This is a genomic window from Luteimonas sp. S4-F44, from assembly GCF_022637415.1.
Classification (GTDB): Bacteria; Pseudomonadota; Gammaproteobacteria; order Xanthomonadales; family Xanthomonadaceae; genus Luteimonas.
The window spans coordinates 705,573-726,598 of record NZ_CP093340.1 but is presented as its reverse complement, the minus strand read 5'-3'; the positions used below and the strand labels follow the sequence as shown (position 1 = coordinate 726,598).

Annotated in this window: 16 protein-coding genes; 2 read left to right on the top strand and 14 right to left on the bottom strand. The window is 68.5% G+C overall.

The annotated features are described in order from the left end of the window. Positions 1-10 precede the first annotated feature (10 nt). From MNO14_RS03255 to MNO14_RS03240, 4 genes are read right to left on the bottom strand one after another with little or no spacing between them, the layout of a single operon-like run. Positions 11-556: a pilus assembly protein PilP gene (locus tag MNO14_RS03255; protein WP_241946245.1), complete on the bottom strand. Its 546-nt coding sequence runs from the start codon at positions 554-556 to the stop codon at positions 11-13. Next, positions 553-1,227 carry a type 4a pilus biogenesis protein PilO gene (pilO, locus tag MNO14_RS03250; RefSeq protein WP_241945361.1) on the bottom strand — a complete coding sequence of 225 codons (675 nt, stop codon included), beginning with the start codon at positions 1,225-1,227 and terminating at the stop codon, positions 553-555. Before pilO ends, MNO14_RS03255 begins: the two co-directional genes overlap by 4 nt. After that, positions 1,224-1,829, bottom strand: coding sequence for a PilN domain-containing protein (locus MNO14_RS03245; RefSeq protein ID WP_241945360.1), 606 nt, complete (start codon positions 1,827-1,829; stop codon positions 1,224-1,226). The genes pilO and MNO14_RS03245 overlap by 4 nt, the downstream gene beginning before the upstream one ends. Continuing rightward, positions 1,829-2,887, bottom strand: a complete 1,059-nt coding sequence (locus MNO14_RS03240; RefSeq protein WP_241945359.1) for a pilus assembly protein PilM — start codon at positions 2,885-2,887, stop codon at positions 1,829-1,831. Before MNO14_RS03240 ends, MNO14_RS03245 begins: the two co-directional genes overlap by 1 nt. Before the next feature lie 188 nt (positions 2,888-3,075). Between MNO14_RS03240 and MNO14_RS03235 the strand changes: the two genes are divergently transcribed. Beyond that, positions 3,076-5,637: a penicillin-binding protein 1A gene (locus tag MNO14_RS03235; RefSeq protein ID WP_241945358.1), complete on the top strand. Its 2,562-nt coding sequence runs from the start codon at positions 3,076-3,078 to the stop codon at positions 5,635-5,637. Positions 5,638-5,748: 111 nt separating this feature from the next. Continuing rightward, positions 5,749-6,393 carry a hypothetical protein gene (locus MNO14_RS03230; RefSeq protein ID WP_241945357.1) on the top strand — a complete coding sequence of 215 codons (645 nt, stop codon included), beginning with the start codon at positions 5,749-5,751 and terminating at the stop codon, positions 6,391-6,393. Between the two features lie 267 nt (positions 6,394-6,660). Here MNO14_RS03230 and MNO14_RS03225 read toward each other — a convergent pair whose 3' ends face one another. The 10 genes from MNO14_RS03225 to rpoZ all read right to left on the bottom strand — a co-directional run bounded on the left by MNO14_RS03225 (position 6,661) and on the right by rpoZ (position 20,907). After that, positions 6,661-7,953, bottom strand: a complete 1,293-nt coding sequence (locus MNO14_RS03225; protein WP_241945356.1) for a citrate synthase — start codon at positions 7,951-7,953, stop codon at positions 6,661-6,663. A gap of 245 nt (positions 7,954-8,198) precedes the next feature. Continuing rightward, on the bottom strand, positions 8,199-8,450 hold the full coding sequence (locus MNO14_RS03220; protein ID WP_183427564.1) for a type B 50S ribosomal protein L31: 252 nt from the start codon (positions 8,448-8,450) through the stop codon (positions 8,199-8,201). Between the two features lie 92 nt (positions 8,451-8,542). Beyond that, the gene (locus MNO14_RS03215; RefSeq protein WP_241945355.1) at positions 8,543-9,481 is read right to left on the bottom strand and encodes a nucleoside hydrolase; all 939 of its coding nucleotides are present in this window, start codon (positions 9,479-9,481) and stop codon (positions 8,543-8,545) included. A 147-nt stretch (positions 9,482-9,628) separates the two neighbouring features. Beyond that, positions 9,629-9,856, bottom strand: a complete 228-nt coding sequence (locus tag MNO14_RS03210) for a hypothetical protein (RefSeq protein WP_241945354.1) — start codon at positions 9,854-9,856, stop codon at positions 9,629-9,631. 61 nt (positions 9,857-9,917) lie between these two features. After that, on the bottom strand, positions 9,918-14,651 hold the full coding sequence (locus tag MNO14_RS03205) for a YadA-like family protein (protein WP_241945353.1): 4,734 nt from the start codon (positions 14,649-14,651) through the stop codon (positions 9,918-9,920). Between the two features lie 246 nt (positions 14,652-14,897). Continuing rightward, positions 14,898-15,557 carry a response regulator gene (locus MNO14_RS03200; protein ID WP_241945352.1) on the bottom strand — a complete coding sequence of 220 codons (660 nt, stop codon included), beginning with the start codon at positions 15,555-15,557 and terminating at the stop codon, positions 14,898-14,900. Positions 15,558-15,697: 140 nt separating this feature from the next. Then, a complete protein-coding gene (gene recG, locus MNO14_RS03195) occupies positions 15,698-17,791 on the bottom strand; it encodes an ATP-dependent DNA helicase RecG (RefSeq protein WP_241945351.1) in 2,094 nt (697 codons plus the stop codon). A 19-nt stretch (positions 17,792-17,810) separates the two neighbouring features. Further along, complete coding sequence (locus MNO14_RS03190; RefSeq protein WP_241945350.1) at positions 17,811-18,194, bottom strand: RidA family protein; 384 nt, start codon at positions 18,192-18,194, stop codon at positions 17,811-17,813. Positions 18,195-18,268: 74 nt separating this feature from the next. Continuing rightward, positions 18,269-20,440 (bottom strand): bifunctional (p)ppGpp synthetase/guanosine-3',5'-bis(diphosphate) 3'-pyrophosphohydrolase, encoded by a 2,172-nt coding sequence (locus tag MNO14_RS03185; RefSeq protein WP_241945349.1) that lies wholly within the window; start codon positions 20,438-20,440, stop codon positions 18,269-18,271. A 164-nt stretch (positions 20,441-20,604) separates the two neighbouring features. Then, the gene (gene rpoZ, locus MNO14_RS03180) at positions 20,605-20,907 is read right to left on the bottom strand and encodes a DNA-directed RNA polymerase subunit omega (protein ID WP_241945348.1); all 303 of its coding nucleotides are present in this window, start codon (positions 20,905-20,907) and stop codon (positions 20,605-20,607) included. Positions 20,908-21,026: the final 119 nt, after the last annotated feature.

The window sequence follows — 21,026 nt, the reverse complement described above, 5'->3', positions numbered from 1 at the left end:
GCTTTCCTCATCATTTTTCATTCAGCGCGAGCGAGGCCGGGCGTTCGAGCCAGCCGCCGGCACCGTCGGGCACCAGCTCGACGAGCTCGATACGATTCTCGGAGACCGATGTGACACGGCCATCGTTCTGCCCCAGGTAGTTTCCCGGCGCGATGCGGTAGGTCACTTTGTCGGGCGCCAGCACCAGCCCGAGCATGCGGGCCCCGGTGTTCATGGTGCCGACCATCGACATGCTGTCGAGCGGGAACTGCTCGGTAATCTCTTTGCGACGGTTAGAGTCCGGCCGCAACCCGCTGCCGCTGTCGACGTCGGTGAACGCGTTGCTGAAGGGGTCGCGGATGCCCTGGGCGGAGTATTCGAAGGTCTCGAACTGCTGCATCACCGGCAGCGGCTCGAGCGGCGGCGCGGGCCGCTGCTTGACCTCGTCGACCCAGACCTCGAGATTGGGCGCGCCGCCGGGCTCGCTGGTGATGTCGCGCCCACAGCCGACCGCGAGCACGGCCAGCACAGCCACCAGCGCGAATCGGGACATCGATTTGGCGATCGCGGCCATCAGGGCGTCTCCCCGGTCGCGGCGGCGGCCGCCTGCTCCTGCGCCGCGGTCTCCTCTTCGTCGAGGTAGCGGTAGGTCTTCACCGTGCCGGAGAGTTCGAGCACCGAGTTGGGGCCGATGGCGGCCAGTCCGCCAGTGTCGTCGCCGCGGGGTTTGAGCGAGATGTCGTGCATCGTCATGATGACCACGCGCGGCAAGGACGCGACCCCGCTGACGAACGCGCCGAACTGGTGATAGGTGCCGACCATGCGCAGCGCGATCGGCTGCTCGGCGTAGAACTCGCGCGGCACCTCGGTGCCGGGCCGGAACAGGTCGTTCTGGATGCCGGTGGCGATCGCGGTCTGCGAGATGTCGGTGATCAGGTCCGGCATCTCGGTCTTGCTCGGCAACTGGCGCAGCATCTGCTGCAGTTGCTGCTCCATCTGCGCGAGCTGCTGCTTGAGCGGTTCAAGGTTGGCGGCCTTGCCCTGCTTGGTCTCGAAGTCGCTGCGCAGTGTGGCTTCCTGTTCTTCCAGCGTGCGCAGGTCGTTGCCCTTGTCGCGGGTGACCCCCCACCACAGCAGTGCGAAGATCAGCAGGCCCACGACCACGCAGGTCCCGATGCGGTACTCGCGTGGCCAGGCGCCGACGTTGTTGAGGTCGAGCTCGCGCAGCGACACCTTCTTGCGGCTCACGGGGCAACCTCCTGGGCGGATGCGGCGGGCGCAGGCGTCGCTGTGCCGGCCTCCTTGGCGGCTGGCGTCGAGAGCTGGACGTTGAGCGTGAACGCGTATGGGAGACCCGGCACGCCGTCGCGGGCCTCGATGACCGCCAACTGCGGGTTGGTCATCCAGCCCGAGCCCTCGAGCGCACGCATGTAGGTGCTCACGCGCGCGTTCGACTGCGAGCGCCCCTCCAGCGTCAACAGCTGCCCTTCCTGCTTGAGCGAGGTCAGCAGCACGCCGTCAGGAATGGTCCGCACCAACTGGTCGAACAGGTGCACCATCTGCGAACGGTTGCCCTGCAGCTCCTCGATCACTGCCTTGCGCGCGAGCAATCGCGTGCGCTGGCGGTCGAGGCCGTCGATCTCGACGATCTCGCGATCGAGCTCGGCGATCTGCTGTTGCAGGAACGCGTTGCGCGCGTGCTGCCCGTCGAGCTGCGCGTTGTAGTACATGTTCACCAGCAGCCACAGCACGATGCCGGCCACAGCCGCCAGCACGGCCATCGCCATGAATTCCTTCTGTCGTTGCCGGCGCCGCTCGGCACGCCAGGGCAGCAGGTTGATCCGCGCCATCAGTCGAAACTCCGCAGGGCCAGGCCGCAGGCGATCATCAGCGCCGGCGCGTCCTGGGCGAGCGCCTGCGCCTGCACGCGCGGCCCGAGCGTCATCTGCGCCAGGGGGTTGGCCAGCACGCTCGGCACGCCGAGTTGCTCCTCGACCATCGCCGCCGCGCCCGGGATCGACGCGCAGCCACCGGCCAGCACGATCCGATCGACCTGGTTGAAGTCGCTGCCGGCATAGAAGAACTGCAGCAGGCGGCTGATCTGCTGGACCATCGCCTCCTTGAAGGGCTCGAGCACCTCGACCTCGTAGCTTTCCGGCAGCCCGCCCTGGCGCTTGGCCAGGCCCGCCTCCTCGTAGCTCAGCCCGTAGCGGCGCATGACCTCGTCGGTGAGTTGCTTGCCGCCGAACACCTGCTCACGCGAATAGAGACTGCGTCCTTTGCGCAGCACGTTGAGCGTGGTCATCGTCGCGCCAACATCGACCAGCGCCACGAGACCATCTTCCGCGATATCGAGGGTGTCGGCGACCAGCGCGAACGCGCTTTCGATCGCGAAGGCCTCGACATCGATCACCCGGGCGACGAGGCCGCCGAGTTCCAGCGCCGAGGCGCGCAGCTCGACGTTCTCCGAGCGCGAAGCGGCCAACAGCACCTGCACGCTGTCCGGGTTGCCGGGCGAGGGACCGAGCACCGCGAAATCGAGGTTCACTTCCTCGATCGGGTAAGGAATGTAGTTGACCGCCTCCAGTTCGATCTGGGACTCGAGCTCGTCCTCGTCCAGATCGGCGGGCATCGGGATGGTCTTGGTAATCACCGCCGAGCCGGCGACGGCCGCGGCCGCGTGCTTGGCACGGGTGCCCGAGCGGGCGACAGCCCGCCGGATCGCATCGCCAACGGCCTCGGCCTCGACGATGGCTTTTTCGACCACGGCATTGGGCGGCAACGGCTCGACGGCATAGTGCTCGACGCGATACCGGTTGCCCTGCCTGGACAGCTGGAGCAACTTGACCGCGGTCGAACTGATGTCGATGCCGACCAGCGGCACGTGGCTTTTTGCGATGAGCCCCACAGATTGCTCCCCTTCGCCACGGGCGCATCCGCACGCCGCGTGTCCCGGGGCATTAGATAACGGACTTTCCCTGCGATGGCAACAGCGCAGCGCGGTCGGGCGCACTGCGCAGGCGCTTGGTGAGCGGCCACCGAAGGCCGCCACGGCCGCTCAGAGACCGGCCGGCGATGGCGTCCTATACTGCGCGGATGAGACCCGATCCCGCGTCGCCCCCCCGCCCCCGCGCCTCCCGTTTCCGCCGCCTGCTGCGCTGGGTCCTGATCCTGGGCCTGGTGTTGGCCCTCCTGGCCACCGTGGCCGCCGGCATCCTGTACACGGCCGTGGCCTCCAAGCTGCCCGATGTGGAGACCCTGCGCGACATCGAGATGCAGGAGCCGATGTACGTCTACTCCCGGGACGGCAAGCTGATCGCGCTGTTCGGCGAGACGCGGCGCTACCCGGTCAAGATCGACCAGGTGCCCGAGCGCCTGAAGCAGGCATTCCTGGCCACCGAGGACGCGCGCTTCTACCAGCACGGCGGCATCGACTACCGCGGCGTGGCCCGCGCGCTGTGGCTGCTGGCGACCACCGACGACCGCCGTGTCCCCGGCGGCTCGACAATCACCCAGCAGGTCGCCCGGCAGTTCTTCCTGAGCTCGGAGTACAGCTTCACCCGCAAGTTCGCCGAGATGCTGCTGGCGCGCAAGATGGAGCAGAATCTCACCAAGGACGAGATCTTCGAGTTGTACCTGAACAAGAGCTTCTTCGGCAACCGCGCCTACGGCGTGGCCGCGGCGGCCGAGTTCTATTACGGCAAGTCGCTGGCCGAGCTCGATCTGGACGAAATGGCTTCGCTGGCCGCGATCCCCAAATTCCCCTCCAGTGGCAACCCGATCAGCAACCCCGAGCGCGCGCGCGAGCGCCGCGACGTCTACGTGCTGGCGCGCATGCAGGAGCTGGGCTACATCACGCCGGCCGAATCGGCGGCCGCGCGCGCGGTCGAGATGCATGCCAGCCCCCACGAGCGGCCGATCGAGGCCTACGCGCCCTATGTGGCCGAGATGGTGCGCCTGGAGATGGTCGCCCGCTACGGCGGCGACGTGCTCACTCGCGGCTACCACGTCACCACGACGATCGACCCAACGATGCAGGCCGCCGCTGAGCTGGCGGTGCGCAACGGGCTGATGACCTACGACCACCGCCACGGCTGGGTGAAGCCGGCCGAGACCTTCGAACTGGCGGCCGACGAAGACGCGGCGACCGCCGCGCGCCGGCTGCGCGGCATCGCCCCGCAGGGCGGCCTGCTGCCGGCCCTGGTGCTGCGCAGCGGCGACGGCACCGCCGACGTGGTCCTTGCCGACGGCAGCACCGTCACGCTGGACGCGGCCAGCAGCCGCTGGACCGGGCGTACGCCGTCCGCTCTGCTCACGCGCGGCGACCTCACCCGGGTGCGCCGGATCGAGACCCCAGCCAAGGTGGCCGCCAATGCCGATCCCGAAGCGCCGGTGCCGCCGCCCACGGTGAGCTGGCAGCTCGACCAGTTGCCGCGCGGCCAGGCCACGCTGGTGTCGCTGGAGCCCGACAATGGCGCCATCCGCGCGCTGATCGGCGGGTTCAGCTTCGCTGGCAGCAACTTCAACCGGACCACCCAGTCGCGCCGCCAGCCCGGGTCGAGCTTCAAGCCGTTCATCTTCGCCGCGGCGTTCGAGAAGGGTTTCAACCCCGCCTCGATCGTGCCCGACGCGCCGGTGCTGTTCAGGATGCGCCGCGGGCAAGACTGGCGCCCGCAGAACTCAGACGGCAAGTTCCGCGGGCCGATGCGCCTGCGCGAGGCGCTGGTACAGTCGCGCAACCTGGTCGCCGTGCGCCTGCTCGACATGATCGGCGTGGATTACGCGCGCCGCTACATCAGCCACTTCGGCTTCGACGAATCGCAACTGCCGCCCAACCTGTCGATCGCGCTCGGCACGCCGTCGTTGACGCCGCTCGATGTCACTCGCGGCTACGCGGTATTCGCCAATGGCGGCTTCCGGGTCAACCCGTGGTTCATCGACGAAGTCCGCGACCGCGAAGGCACGCTGGTGTTCAAGGAGAATCCGGCGCTGGCGTGCCGCGGCTGCGGCGACGGCGGCCGCCCCGGCCAGCCCGCCGCGCCCTCGCACGTCATCGATGGTTTCGACCTCGGGCCCGCGTCGGCCCAGCGCACCGTCACCGAGGCGCCGGAACCAGCGCAAGCCGCGCCCGAGCCCGAGGTTCGCGCCGACGGCCAGGCGCCGGTCATGGCCGAGCGCGCAATCGATGAGCGCGTGGCCTACCAGATGGTTTCGATGATGCGCGATGTCGTGCGCCGCGGCACCGGCACCGCCGCGCGGGTACTCGAACGCGAAGACGTGGGCGGCAAGACCGGCTCGACCAACGACCATCGCGATGCCTGGTTCTCCGGCTTTGGCGGTAACCTGGTGACCTCGGTCTGGGTCGGGCGCGACGACAACCGCTCGCTGGGCTACCGCGAGTACGGCGGGCGCGCCGCGCTGCCGATCTGGATCGACTTCATGCGGGTGGCCCTGAACGGCGTACCCGAGGCCCCCAACGACCCGCCGGAAGGCATGGTGCGCGTCTCGGTCACCGCCAGCGGGCGGTTGATGCCGGTAGGCGCCGAAGGCGGCGGCATCGTCGAGTACGTGAAGGCCGAGGACCTGGAACGGATGGCGTCTGAGGTCGATGTGCGGATCGACGACGTGCCGGCCGAGGAAGCGTTCGACATCTTCTGATCGAAATGGCCTGCAACGCCTGAACCCATCGCGCCACCCCCTGGCGTGATGGCTTGACCGTCGAGGGGGGAGGCGTAGAGTCGGGACGTCGATCGACACGGGGGAACATGCATGCATCGCGCACGCCAGCATGCCGGGGCCCGTACCCGCGAACGTCGCTATCGCCTGGCGCACGAGGCCGCCCGGCTCATGGCCGAAGGCGGCATCCACGACATCCACCAGGCCCGGTTGAAGGCGGCCGGCCGACTGGGCATCCACGACGACGCGTCACTGCCGCAGGACCAGGAGATCGAGCAGGCACTGGGCGAGTATCGCCGCCTGTTCTCGCCCACCGCGCATGCCGACGCGCTGCGGCGCAGCCGCGAGGCCGCGCTGGAGGCGCTCACGTTCTTCGCGCCGTTCCAGCCCCGCCTGCATGGCAGCGTGCTCGACGGCACTGCCGATGCCCAGGCGCCGGTGCAACTGCACCTGCACAGCGACGATGCCGATGCGGTGCAACGCTTCCTGGTCGACCAGCGCATTCCGGCGCAGGCGCGCAGTCGTCGCGTCCGGCTCGACCGCACGCGCCGGGAGGATTGCCCAAGCTGGACCTTCCACGCCGGCGACGTGGCCTTCGAGCTGACCGTGCTGCCGCTCAACGCGCTGCGCCAAGCGCCGCTCCGGGCCGAGGACGACCGGCCGATACGCCGGGTGTCCGGGGCGCAACTGCGCCAATTGCTCGCCGTCGGCTCGGCCGGGCACGACGACGCTATCTAGCGCGTCGCTTTACAAGCAACCCGATCGCAGCAGCCGATGGCCGCGTCTAGTGCGCCATGGGTGCGTCTGCTCTGCTTGCATGTTCGCAAAGGGAGTTAAAACCGAGCGAGCACGCATGCTTCGCGTGGCCGGACCGCGAAGCGGCCTTGCCGAGGGGAAAGCGGCCTCCGGTTGGCAGTCTGCTGCCTATCCGAAGTCGAGCTGGGAGACGAGCCAAAAAGAAGCCGCGGGAGACCGCGGCTTCTTTGAACACAGTTCGGCGACGCGTCAGTCCTTGCGGTAGTCGCGCACGTCGTAGCCGGTGTAGATCTGGCGCGGACGACCGATCTTGGCCTCCGGATCGACCTGCTGCTCGAGCCAGTGCGCCACCCAGCCGGCGGTGCGGCCGATGGCGAACATCACCGTGAACATCTCGGTCGGGATCTTCAGCGCCTTGTAGATGATGCCGCTGTAGAAATCGACGTTCGGGTAGAGCTTGCGCTCGACGAAGTACTCGTCCTTGAGCGCGGCCTCTTCCAGCTTCATCGCCACTTCCAGCAACGGATCGTCGATGCCCAGCTCACCGAGCACCTTGTGGGTCATCTCGCGGATGATCTTCGCGCGCGGATCGAAGTTCTTGTAGACACGGTGGCCGAAGCCCATCAGACGGAACGGGTCGTTCTTGTCCTTGGCGCGCAGGACTGCCTTCTCGACATTCTTCGCATCGCCGATCTCGGCCAGCTGCTTGAGCACCGCTTCATTGGCGCCGCCGTGCGCCGGACCCCAGAGCGCGGTGATACCGGCCGCGACCGAGGCGTAGGGGTTGGCGCCGGTGGAGCCGACCAGACGCACGGTCGAGGTCGACGCGTTCTGCTCGTGGTCGGCGTGGAGGATGAACAGCAGGTCCATCGCCTTGGCGACGACGGGATTGAGCTCGAGCGGCTCGCTCGGCACCTCGAACATCATGTGCAGGAAGCGATCGACGTAGCCCAGGCTATTGCGCGGGTAACGGATCGGCCAGCCGATCGAATAGCGGTAGGCAGCGGCGGCCAGCGTCGGCATCTTGGCCAGCAGGCGGATCGCGGCGAGGCGACGCTGCTCGGGATCCTGCAGGTCCAGCGTGTCGTGGTAGAACGCCGACATCGAGGCCACCGACGCGGCCAGCATCGCCATCGGATGCGCATCGTGGCGGAAGCCCTGCAGGAAGCACTTGAGCGACTCGTGCATCATCGTGTGATGCGTGACCTCGTGCTCGAAGCGTCCGAACTCGTCCTTGGACGGCAGTTCGCCGTTCATCAGCAGATAGGCCACTTCCAGGAAGCTGGAATGTTCGGCGAGCTGTTCGATCGGGTAGCCGCGATACAGCAGCACGCCCTGGTCGCCGTCGATGTAGGTGATCGCGGACTTGCAGCTGGCGGTGGCGGTGAAACCGGAATCGTAGGTGAAGCAGCCCGTTTCCTTCGGCAGCTTCGAGATGTCGATGCAGGGATTGCCGAGCGTGCCATGCAGGACGGGCAGCGTCACCGACTTGCCGGCGGCATCGAGCGTGACCTGTTCGAGCTTGGAATTGGTATCGGACACTGAAGAAGACTCCTCGTTTCCCGGAGCGGCGAAAGGCTCCGGTGGGGCGGGCGCGGCGCGTGCCGCAACGCGTCAATTATCGCATAGCCCCCCGCGACACGCGGTCACTGGGTTGCGGGAACATCGAACACGACGACGCCCACCGCACCGGAGATGCAATGGGCGTCGTGCACAAACGGCGACGGCCGCCAGCTGGCGGCCGCCTGCGCACACCGGGCGCGTCGCACGAGCGACGCGCGATCCGGTTACTGCTTCGCGTAGCGCTTGCGGAACTTATCGACCCGACCGCTGGTGTCGATGATCTTGTTCTGGCCGGTGTAGAACGGATGCGTGGCCGAGGACACGTCGATCTTGACCAGCGGGTATTCGTTGCCGTCGTCCCACTGAATCGATTCCTTCGCGGTGGCCGCGAGGGTCGAGCGGGTGAGGAACTTGAAATCCGAAGTCACGTCCTGAAACACGACTTCACGGTAATCCGGATGGATGTCGGCCTTCATGGCGGCACCAGTTTGCGCAGGGAAAGAGCGGCATTATAGCCGGCGCCCGGCCCGCCCGGCAAGGGCACCCGTCGGCGGGCGCCAGGGCAGGCTCAAGCCGCCTGCAGCGCCTCGCGGACCAGGGCGTGGAAGCGCATGCGGTCGTAGCGCATCAGGATCGTGGCATTGTCCGGCCGTCCGAGCTGGCGCTGCCAGTCGACGATCGTCGCCCCGCGGGCGGGCCCATGGTCGAGCACCACGTCCACCGGTCGAGTGACGGTCTCCAGCACGCCGTCCGGCGCAAGCACCCAGGCCATCGCCAGCGCATCCGCGCTGTGCCACTCGTCGCCGCGACGGTCGGCCGACCACTCGCGCGTCTTGCGCGAGATGGCCTCATAGAAGTCCGCGCGCGTGCCGCCCGCTTGCATCCACGCCAACACGTCGTCGTGCGGGAGGCCGTGGGCCACCGTGGCCTCCCAGTCCGAAAGTTCGAACGCCGGGAACGCGTCGAACACGATCTTCGCCGCCTCGGGGTCGAAGTAGACGTTGAACTCCGCGCTCGGGGTGATGTTGCCGTGTCCGGTGACCGCACCGGCCATCGTCACGAAACGCGCCACCCGCGAGGGCAGCGTCGGATCGAGCTTGAGCGCGAGCGCGATATTGGTCAGCGGCCCCAACGCCACCAGCACCAGGCTGCCGGCGTGCACATGCGAGAGCCGGAGGATCGCCAGGGCGGCATGCTCGTCCTGCAGACCGTGCGATGCCGGCGCATAGCCGATGTCGCCGAAGCCGTCATTGCCGTGCACATAGGCCGCGTCCGGCGCGGGGTGCAGCAGCGGCGAGGCGCTGCCGGCATAGACCGGCACGTCCGGGCGCCCGACCAGCTCGCACAGCTTCAACGCATTGGCCGTGGTGTGGTGCAGGCCGACGTTGCCGGCCGCGATCGTCAATCCGACCACCTCGTGCGCGCGATCGTTGAACGCGAGCAGCAGGGCCAGGGCATCGTCGACCCCGGGGTCGGTATCGATCAGCAAAGGGATACGGGCATCCATGCCGCATTATCCCCATCGTAGCCGCGCACGGCCAGCCACGACGTCGCGGCCGACGGGATCGCAGCGGTGGGCCGGCGCTGCCGCAGCAGGATCTCGACCCGCCGATCGGGGGCCAGGCACGCGATCTCATCCGCCCCTCGCTGCCCGTCACAGGCAAAGATCGGTTCGCGACTCCCGCGGCCGTCGACCGGGATCGGCATCGCCCACGATCTCGATCGCCTCAATACCGTCCAAGGCACCGACACGCGCGATGCGCGCATCGAGCGTGTGCAGGCCCAGCGGCGTCAATTCCGCACTGGAGAACGCGAACGTGGTCTCCGCCGACAACAGCGCGATGCGTTCGTCGACACCCCTCGCCGCGACCGGGGGGCGCAAGTCTCCTGCTTGTAGTCCCCCTGTCCGGACAGGGCCCCGTCCGTGGACGGGGCCCTTGCGATCACCACTGCAGGCCGGCACCCATCGTGAAGCCGACATCGTTGACGGTATTGGTCGTGCCGCTGAACTTGTAGACCCGGCGACCGTCCTCCGAGATCGTGGTGATGCCGACCGCGAGTCCGGCCTCGCTCTCGTAGCCGCTCACTGCCGCTGCGACCATGCTCTTGCCGGGCATATAGGCCTGCGGCAGGCCCGCGACCGCCATGGCGGCTGCCACGCCGGCGCGATACCCGCGATCGATTTTCCAGATGTCGGACTGCATCTGCCCGACCCGCATGTCGGTGTAGGCATTCGCCTCCCCGATCGCGCGGCCGATCCCCGCGTTGAGCTGATTGACGTTAACCGCGTCGGTACCGGCGGTGCCGGCCCGCACATTGCGCACCATCACTTCGCCACCGCCACGATTGAGGGTGATCTGGGTCGGGTTGGCGCTACCGTCGGGGTTGGTGTCGTAGCGCACGGTGCCCTGCTCGGACGCGCGCAGCTGCGACACATTGACCGCGTCGGTGTCCTGGGTGCCGGCCGCGACATTGACCACCTGCCGCTCACCGCCGGCAGTGCCGACCGAGACCGTGCCGGCACGATCGGCAACCGAGCCCTGGCCCAACGCGACCGCGCCCTGGGCGGTATCGGTCACGCTCGCGCCCTGGCCGATCGCGGTGCCACCGGTCGCCGCGACCGACGTCCCCTCGCCCACTGCGACCGCTTCGCTCGCCGTCGCCTGCACCGTGGCATTGGCACCGACCGCCGTGCTGTTGTCGGCATAGACCTTGGCATTGCCGCCGATCGCAGTGTCGTTGCCGCCCGCCGCGTAGCTGTCGCCGCCGATGGCCACACCGTAGTCTCCGCCAGCGGACGCATTGCTGCCGATCGCGACCCCACGTTGGCCATCCACGGCTGCGTCGTCGCTTCCGTCGCGCACGCCATCCACAACCACCAGCGGATCGCCTCCGCCGGTGCCGGGCGGCAGGTTATCGATGCGCGTGTTGACCTGGGTCAGGCCGGTGTCCAGCGCGGCCAGCGCAGCGCCCACCGAGTTGTAGAACGTGCCCTGGATCATGTAGTCCGGTGCGACCAGGCCACCGAACGGATCGACCGAGGCGCCGCCGCCGAAGATCGCCGCCATGCTCGACATGCTCGCGAACATCTGCCCGCCGTTGATGGCCTGCAGGCTGCCGGCCGCGACCTGCCCGGCCGCGAGGTTGTCGATCACAGTGCCGCCGCTTCCGCCCAGCGTGATCTGCGCCCTGTCCGCGGCGTCGTAGCGCACCGCGAACGTGTCCAGGTCGCCAATCTGGCCTTCCACCGCACGCAACTGGCGGACATTCGCCGCATCGGTATCGTCGATGCCGTCGTCGACGCCGCTGAGCCGCCGCGCATCGCCGTCGACATTCGCAAAGCTCACCTCGTCGCCGCCGGTCTGTCCGCCGACCGTCATCACCAGCGTGTCCGGATCCTGCCGCACCAGACCTTCGGTGCCGTCGAGCAGATTGTTGATCGTCGTGGTGTTGCTCGCAGTCCGGCCGTCGAGATTGTCGAGTGCCGAGCCGACATCGCCGAAGTCGGCGGTGGTGCCGGTGTTGCTGCCGTCGTCGAGCGTGTACACCGGGCCGGTCACCGCACCGGTCGTCGGATCGATCCCGGCGCCGCCGCCCAAGGCGGCCACCACTGGCGTCAATTGGCCGACGTTGACCGCCTCGTCGGCCGCGACGCCTGCGGCGACGTTGCCGATCGCGGTACCACCGGTGCCGGCCAGCGTGACCCGGCTGTAGTCCGGATTGCCGTCGGCGTCGGTGTCGTAGCGCACCGCGGTTGCCCCCAGGTCGCCGACATCGACGACCAGATCATCGAACGCACCATCCACTGCATCGAACGCGTCGCCGACGTTAGTGTAGTTGCCGCCACGGATCACATAGGTCGGTGCGGAGATCGTGCCATCGGCATTGACACCCGCGCCGCCGCCCAGGTGGTCGGCGACCGACCCTGCGACGCCGAACAGTTGCGCGCCATTGATCGCCTCGCTGCTGGTCGCACTGACCTCGCCCGCCGCAACATTGCCGATCGCGGTGCCGCCGGTGCCAGCCAGGGTCACCCGGCTGTAGTCCGGATTGCCGTCGGCATCGGTGTCGTAGCGCACCGCAGATGCGCCCAGATCGTCGATATCGCCGACGACATCGCTCAATTGGCTCACGTTCACCGCGTCCGTCGCCTCGACACCGGCGGCCACCCCACTGAGCCGGCGCGCACCGCCGTCGACATTCGCAAAGCTCACCTCGTCACCGCCGGTCTGGCCGCCGACCGTCATCACCAGCGTGCTGGGGTCCTGCCGCACCAGACCTTCGGTGCCGTCGAGCAGGTTGTTGATCGTCGTGGTGTTGCTCGCGGTCCGGCCGTCGAGATTGTCGAGTGCCGAGCCGACGTCGCCGAAGTCAGTCGTCGTGCCCGTGTTACTGCCGTCGTCGAGCGTGTATACCGGACCGGTCACTGCACCGGTCGTCGGGTCGATCCCGGCGCCGCCACCCAAGGCGGCCACCACTGGCGTCAACTGGCCGACGTTGACCGCCTCGTCGGCCGCGACGCCCGCCGCGACGTTGCCGATCGCGGTACCACCGGTGCCGGCCAGCGTGACCCGGCTGTAGTCCGGATTGCCGTCGGCATCAGTGTCGTAGCGCACCGCGGTCGCCCCCAGGTCGCCGACATCGTTGACCAGGTCGTCGAACGCGCCGTCCACTGCATCGAATGCATCACCGACATTGGTGTAGTTGCCGCCGCGGATCACGTAGGTCGGTGCGGAGATCGTGCCGTCGGCGTTGACACCCGCGCCGCCGCCCAAGTGGTCGGCGACCGACCCCGCGACGCCGAACAACTGCGCACCGTTGATCGCCTCGGTGCTCGTCGCGCTGACCTCGCCCGCCGCGACATTGCCGATCGCTGTGCCGCCGGTGCCGGCCAGGGTCACCCGGCTGTAGTCCGGATTGCCGTCGGCGTCGGTGTCGTACTGCACCGCCAGCGCATCGAGATCGCCGACCAGATCGGTCACCTCGCTCAACTGCCCGACGTTCACCGCATCCGTCGTCTCGACGCCGGCGGCCACCCCGCTCAGCCGTCGCGCATCGCCGCCGGCGTTCGCAAAGCTCACTTCGTCGCCGCCGGTCTGTCCGCCGACCGTCACCACTAGCGTGGCGGGGTCCTGCCGCACCAGACCTTCGGTGCCGTCGAGCAGGTTGTTGATCGTCGTGGTACTGCTCGCGGTCCGCCCGTCGAGATTGTCCAGCGCCGAGCCCACATCACCGAAGTCAACCGTTGTGCCGGTGTCACTGCCGTCGTCGAGCGTGTACACCGGGCCGGTGACCGCACCGGTCGTCGGATCGATCCCGGCGCCGCCGCCAAGCGCCGCGACCACCGGCGTCAGTTGGCCGACATTGACCGCTTCATCGGCCGCGACGCCCGCCGCGACATTGCCGATCGCGGTGCCGCCCGCGCCATCCAGGGTGACTCTGCCGAAGTTGGGTGCGCCGGTGCCATCGTCGTCGTAGCGGACCGCGAACTCGCCGACGCCGTCGACATCGGCCAGCGCACCCTGCAACTGGGCGACGTTGACCGCATCGGTCGCCGCGCTGCCCGCCGCGACATTGGTCAGTTGCCGGGCCGCAGTCGCTGTGCCGATCGACACCTCGCCCGCCGAATTCTGCGCTGCCGCAAGGCCCGGTGCGATGTAGCCGGTCTGCGCGCCGCGTACGGTCACCGAATCGGCGCCCAGCGCCACACTGTTGGCGTGCACAGAGCTGGCATTCGCGCCGAGGATCGTCTGCCGGTCCGCAGTGCCTGCCGCGTTATGGCCGATGACCACCGCATTGCCGAGGCGCGCGGCATAGTTGCCGTCCGGACCGCCGCTCCAGCCGAGATCACTGGCCGACACCGGCGGCAGCGTATGGCTGGCATTGGTGCCCATCACCACCGTGTTGGAGCCGTTCGCCCCGGCGCCGTCACCGACGATGATCTGGTAATCCTGCGCGGGCAAGGTGTCCCAGACATAGGTGCCGCCCACGCCCGGTACGCAAAGCAGACAGTCGGCATCGTTGTTCTGGCCGGCGTAGTTGCTATTCGGCACGTTGATGTAGCTGCCCGAGCTGGCGCGGCCGATGATCGTGGTGTGGTCGGCCGGCCGGTTGCCGTTGAGATCGAGCACATCCGGGACCACCAGCAGGTCGACGCCGAGTACCGAGAACGATCGGAACGCGTAGCTGAAGTTCTCGCGCGCGATGGACAGGCATTCGTCAGGCAGCAGCGTGCCATTGCCCAGCAGACCGCAGGCGCGATACCCGTCGTTGGTCGGCAACAAGAAGTTGGTCAGGTGCTGCGCCAGCCCCGGCAACGTGCCGCCGGTCAGGCCGCCCGGATCGATCACGCCCATCGGCGAGACGCCGCCGGAAACCGCCCGTGACTGGCCGATTGTCGCGGCGTTCGACCAGACGGGCAACGCACCGCCTGCCAGCACGCGTTCGTTCTCATTGAGGTGACGCTCGACGAGTTCGGCGATCTTCTCCGGATCCGCCGCTGACGGCGCGACCGTCCGCTCCTGGGTGGCTGCACTCGCGATCGCCGGCACACAGGCGATCGCCAGGACGACGGCGCGCACGCGGCGCCCGTCGCGAACGCGCCGGTCAGCCAGCTCGGAGGCGACGACATAGGCACCCAGCGCACGGTTCCAGATCCTGCAGAAGACCTTGTTCATCCCGCTTCCCCTCTCGTTCGTGAGGGCACAAGGGAACAGCGCCGCGTTGACGTTTGGAATCAGACGATTCCTAAAAATTCGGCACCATCGCCGCGGCGACGCAGACGAACAAGCACGGCTCCAGGCGCGTGATCACCCACGCTCGATCGCGACGCCCACCTGCGTGCGGGTGCGCCTTGTCGAGAACGCTTCAGCATGATCAGCACCCCCGAGCCGCGTGTCCGGCTCGATTCACGGTGCGTTCGCTCAGCGCGTCAACCCGCCGGACAGTGCGTAGGCGTACAACTGACTGTGATTCTCGAGCCCGAGCTTGCGCATCGCGTCGCTCTTCTGTCTGCTGACGGTCTTGACGCTGCGCGAGAACGACAGCGCGATCTCGCTGACCGACTTGCCGCTCGCGAACAGGCGCACGACTTCCGCTTCCTGCCGCGACAGCGGCGCACCGCGTCCGCATCCGGTCGCCGCGTCGAGCAGCCGCTGGATGGCCCGGCTCAAATAGCGGCGCCCGCTTGCCGCGCACCGGATCGCGGCCGGCAGCTCATCGAGCGCACCGGATTTGTCGACGATTGCGTGTACACCCAACTCGAGCATCGCACGCAGCAGCGGCGGATTGCGGACTTCGGTGAACACCGCTACGCCGATTCCAGGAAAGTGCGTCCTCAGCTGTCCCAGCAAGCGAAGCCCGTCTCCAGCGCAGGGATCGGTCCCCTGCATCGAGAAATCGGTGACCACGACATCGCAGTCGAACCGCGTCTGCAACATCCACAGCAACGTGTGGCCACTGGTCGCCTCGCCGGTCAGCTGCATACCCGAATCGGGCGCCTGCACCACCGCGCGCATACCGGCCAGCACGATCGGCCGCTCGTCGGCCGCATAAACCCGGATCGATTCCTTCGACAGTGCCATTCCCTAGCCCCCCATCTACGACGCTGAGTCCCCGCGTACGTGGGCACCCTACTGCGCAGCGAAGTGGTGACCGGATGAAGATGCGCTATTCATGCAGCTGACTGCGATAGGAAAATGAGACACACGTCATAGATCGGGCGTCATGCCGCCGCATAGCGCGCCGCGCCGCCGATCCAGCGCGCGACCAATCGGTCCGCTCGATGCGGATCGGTCCGCAGCATCGCCTCGCCGAGGCGATGGACGACCGGCAGCAGATCCGCGTCGCGTGCCAGGTCGGCGAGCCGGAACTCGGCCAGGCCGGTCTGGCGGGTGCCCAGCAGTTCGCCGGGCCCGCGCAATGCCAGGTCTTTCTCGGCGATCACGAAGCCGTCGCCGGTCGTGCGCATCGTGTCGAGCCGTTCGCGCGCAGTGCGCGAGAGCGGTGGTTGATACAGCAGCACGCAGCTCGACGCCGCGCTGCCGCGCCCGACGCGTCCACGCAACTGATGCAACTGCGCCAGCCCCAGGCGCTCGGCGTTCTCGATCACCATCAACGACGCATTGGGCACGTCCACGCCGACCTCGATCACGGTTGTGGCGACCAGCAGGTCGCTGTGGCCGTCCTTGAATGCGCGCATCGCGGCCTGCTTCTCCGCGGCCCGCAGGCGTCCGTGCACGAAGCCGATCCGCAGGTCCGGCAATGCCGCGGACAGTTGCTCGAACGTCGTCTGCGCGGCCTGTGCGACGACTTCGTCGGATTCGTCGATCAGCGTGCAGACCCAGTACGCCTGCCGGCCCTGCGCGCATGCGGCGCGCACGCGGTCGATCAATTCGGCGCGTCGCCCGGCGCCGAGCACCACGGTCTTCACCGGCGTGCGCCCGGGCGGGAGTTCGTCGATCGCCGAGACGTCGAGATCGGCGTAGGCCGCCATCGCCAATGTGCGTGGAATCGGCGTGGCGGTCATCACCAGTTGATGCGGCACGCTGCCCGCCTGCGCGCCCTTGTCGCGCAGCGCCAGGCGCTGGTGCACGCCGAAGCGGTGCTGCTCGTCGATGATCGCCAGCGCCAGGTCGTGGAACTCGACCGCCTGCTGCATCAGCGCATGGGTGCCGACCACCAGTTGCGCGACGCCGGCGGCGATGTCCGCAGCGGCGGCCGCGCGCGCGCGTCCGGTGACCTTGCCGGCCAGCCAGACGACGCGGACGCCCAGCGGCGTGAGCCAGGTCGACAGGTTGCGGAAATGCTGCTCGGCCAGCAGCTCGGTCGGCGCCATCAGCGCCGCCTGGCGGCCCGAGTCGATCGCCGCAAGCGCGGCCAACGCCGCGACGACGGTCTTGCCGCTACCCACATCGCCCTGCACCAGGCGCAGCATCGGACGCGGCTGTGCGAGATCGCGCACGATCTCGGCATGCACGCGGCGCTGCGCGCCGGTCAGCGCGAACGGCAGGCTGGCCTCCATCGCCGCCGCGAGCGGCCCGGGTCGCAACACCGGCGCGCGATGCGCCTGCAGCGCAATCCGCTGCCGCCGCAGGCTCAGGTGATGGGCCAGCATCTCCTCCAACGCCAGCCGCCGCTGCGCCGGATGACGTCCGGACAACAAGGCGCCCAGGTCCACATCCGGCGGCGGGCGATGCACCGTCAGCAGCGCCTCGTGCAACGTCGGCAACGCGAGCCCGGCGAGCAGGTCGGCCGGCACCAGTTCCAACGCGTCGCCGTCGGGCAAGCGGTCAAGCGCATGCCCGATCATGCGGCGCAGCGTCGCCGGTCCGATGCCCTCGATGGCCGGATAGACCGGATCGAGCGCGTCCTCGACCACCGGATCGGCGGCGTCGCCGACGACCCGGTAGCTGGGATGGACGATTTCCAGGCCGTGCTGCCCCGGTCGCGGGGTGCCGTAGACGCACAGTTGCGTGCCAACCGCGAACTGCGCCAGTTGGGCGGCGCGGAAATGGAAAAACCGCAGCACCAGCGTCGCCCCCGATCCGTCGCCGATCGCGACACGGAGCATCGGACGACGGCGGAATGCGCGATCCACCGCCTCGACCTGGCCCTGCACCTGGGCAGGCACGCCGCTCCGCAGTGAACGGATCGGCACGACCCGGGTCCGGTCCTCGTACTGGCGCGGCAGGTGCAGCCACAGGTCGCCAACCGTGGCCAACCCGCGCGCGGCCAGCTTGTCGGCGACCTTCGGGCCGACGCCGGGCAGCGTCGACACCGAGGCGGCGCCGGCGGCGGCGAGCGCCGGCCTGCTCATCTGCGCGGCACGCCTGGGATCAGGCGAGCACCATCACCGCGTCGACCTCGAAGCGCGCGCCCTTGGGCAGCGCCGGCACTTCGATTGTCGAGCGCGCGGGATACGGCGCGTCGAAGTAATCGGCCATCACCGCATTGACCTGTGCGAACTCGCCCAGATCGGTGACGTACAGGCCCACGCGCACGATGTCGGCCATGCTGCCGCCGGCCGCTTCGGCCACGGCCTTGAGGTTGTCAAATGCGCGACGCGCTTGCGCCGAGATGTCGCCCTCGACGATCTCGCCGGTCGCCGGATCGAGCGGGATCTGCCCCGAGAAGTACACGGTGTCGCCGGCGCGGACGGCCTGGGAGTACGGGCCGATCGCGGCGGGCGCGTCCTGGGTGCTGATGGGCGTGCGGGGCATGGCGAAAACTCCGGTGGAAGAGCCTGCCATTGTAGGGCGATGCCCGCGCGCGGTCGCCCAGCGGCGGCCGCGGCCTACATCCGCTGCACGCCGTGGACGACCGGCAGGCGGCGGGTGCGACGGATGACGTCGGCCAGGTGCTTGCGGTGCTTGACCTCGATCGAAAACCGGATCGCGGCGACCGTGCTGTCGCGCTCGAGGTATTCGACGCCGTCGATATTGGAATGCGCGCGCGCGATCGCCGCGGCCACCTGCGCCAGCACGCCGGGGTGGTTCTCGACCTCGATGCGCAGCGCAACGTTGTAGTCGCCGACGACCTCGCGGTCCCAGTCGATCGCGACCCAGCGCTCGGGCGACTTGCGGAATTCGGCGACGTTGGGGCAGTCGAGCCGATGCACGACGATGCCGCGCCCGGTGGTGTGGTAGCCCATGATGTCGTCGCCGGGAATCGGCATGCAGCAGTTGGCGAATGCGATGACCCCGCGCTCGTCGCCGCGGATCCGGATCGTCTCGCCGGCCCGCGCCGTCGGTCGATCGCCTTCGGCGTCGGCATCGTGTTGCGCCAGGGCCGACGCCACCTGCGCGGGCATCCAGTTGCCCAGCGCGATGTCGGCCATCAGTTCCTCGAGCCGCGGATAGCGCGCCTCGGACAGGTACGTGTCGAGCCGCTCCTGCGGCAGCCGATCGAGCGAGGTCCCCAGCCCCTCCAGCGCGCGGTCGAGCATCCGGTGGCCCAGTTGCACCGCGTCCTCGTGCTGCAGTTGCTTGAGCTGAGCGCGGATCGCGGTCCGGGCCTTGCCGGTGGCCACGAACTCCAGCCACTGCGGCCGCGGCATCGAGGACTTGGCGGTGACGATCTCCACGCGCTGACCACTGGCGAGCTGCGTGCGCAGCGGCACCAGCTTGCCGTCCACACGCGCGGCGACCGCCTGATTGCCGATGTCGGTGTGCACCGAGTAGGCGAAGTCGAGCGCGGTCGAGTTGCGCGGCAGCGACATGATGTCGCCCTTGGGCGTGAACAGGTAGACCTCGTCGGGAAACAGATCGACCTTGACGTTTTCCAGGAATTCCAGCGACGAGCCGGTCGTGCGTTGGGATTCCAGCAGGCCGGCGATCCACGAATGCGCGCGCGACTGGGCGCTGTTGGGGCCTTCGCCGCCGTGCTTGTAGGCCCAGTGCGCGGCAATGCCGCGCTCGGCGATCAGGTCCATCTCCTCGGTCCGGATCTGCACCTCGATCGGCGCGCCGTACGGCCCGAACAGCACGGTGTGCAGCGACTGGTAGCCGTTGGCCTTGGGGATCGCGATGAAATCGCGGAAGCGTCCGTCCAGCGGCTTGAACACGGCGTGCGCGATGCCCAGCGCGTGGTAACAGTCGGCGGCGTTGCCGACGATGATCCGGTAGCCGAACACGTCCATGACCTGGGTGAAGGTTTTCCCCTCGGCCTGCATCTTGTTGTAGATGCTCCAGGGCGACTTCACCCGGCCCACCAGCCGGTACTGCAGGCCGGCGCTGGTCAGCCGCTGCGCCAGTTGCGCCTCGATGCTCGCCAGCGCCTCGCGCCGCACCAGCGGCTGATTGCGGATGCGCTTTTCGAGCACCATGTGGCGGATCGGATGCAGCGCATGGAACCCCAGGTCCTGCAATTCGGCCTTGATCCGGTTCATGCCCAGCCGCTGGGCGATCGGCGCGTAGACCTCCAGGGTTTCGCGCGCGATACGCTCGCGCGACGGCCCTGGCTGCGCGCCGAGCGTGCGCATGTTGTGCAGGCGGTCGGCGAGCTTGATCAGGATCACGCGCAGGTCGCGCGCCATCGCCAGCATCATCTTGCGGAAGCTCTCGGCATCGGCTTCCTGCCGGCTGCTGAAGTTGAGCTTGTCGAGCTTGGTCACGCCATCGACGAGTTCGGCCACCGGCTCGCCGAACTGTTCGGCCAGTTGCTCGCGCGTGAGCGGCGTGTCCTCGATGGTGTCGTGCAGGATCGCCGCGACCAGGGTCTCGACGTCGACCTTCTGCTCGGCCAGCACCCGGGCAACTGCGACCGGATGGGTGATGTAGGGCTCGCCGGACTTGCGCATCTGCCCGGCGTGCGCCGCCGCGCCGACCTCCCATGCACGGCGCAACAGCGCGCGCTGCTCATCGGGCAGATAGAGCGCGGCGCGGTCGAGGTCGCGGACGTAATCGGGCAGCGCGTCGTCGCCGGACACATCCGGCGTGACGAGGCTGGCGGGAGGGGCGGGCGTCATCCTCGAAGCCTACGGGCAAGGTCGGCGTTTGTGAACCGGGCCTCGCCGCGGGCGGGCCCCTTCACCGTGAACCGGCAAGGGACTGCCGAAACGCAACGGCCCCGCTCGAAAGCGGGGCCGTCGACTCACCATTGCACGACGCGGAACGCGTCAGCGCGGCTCGATCACAGATCGTCGCCCTTGGCCATGTCTTCGTCGGCGACGACTTCGGCAGCCGCCCACTCCAGCGCCTCGCGCTCCTTGCGCTCGCGCTCGGACTTGTCGACGGCGTCGATGAACGGCTGGTCGATCCGGCGCGCGGCGATCTCGCGCAGCGCCAGGACGGTCGGCTTGTCGTCGTTCTCGCTGTTGTCGAGCTGGGCGTCGACGCCATTGGCGAGCTGACGCGCACGCTTGGCGGCCATCATGACCAGCTCGAAGCGGTTGTCGACGACTTCCAGGCAATCTTCTACGGTGATGCGGGCCATGCGGGCTCCCGGCGACCGGCACGGGTCGCGCGAATTCGGGGAAAAGGGCCGAGCATGATACGGCCGGGTGGCCCGCCACGCAAGTCGCGCCTCAACGAATCAATCACTTGCGCCACGCG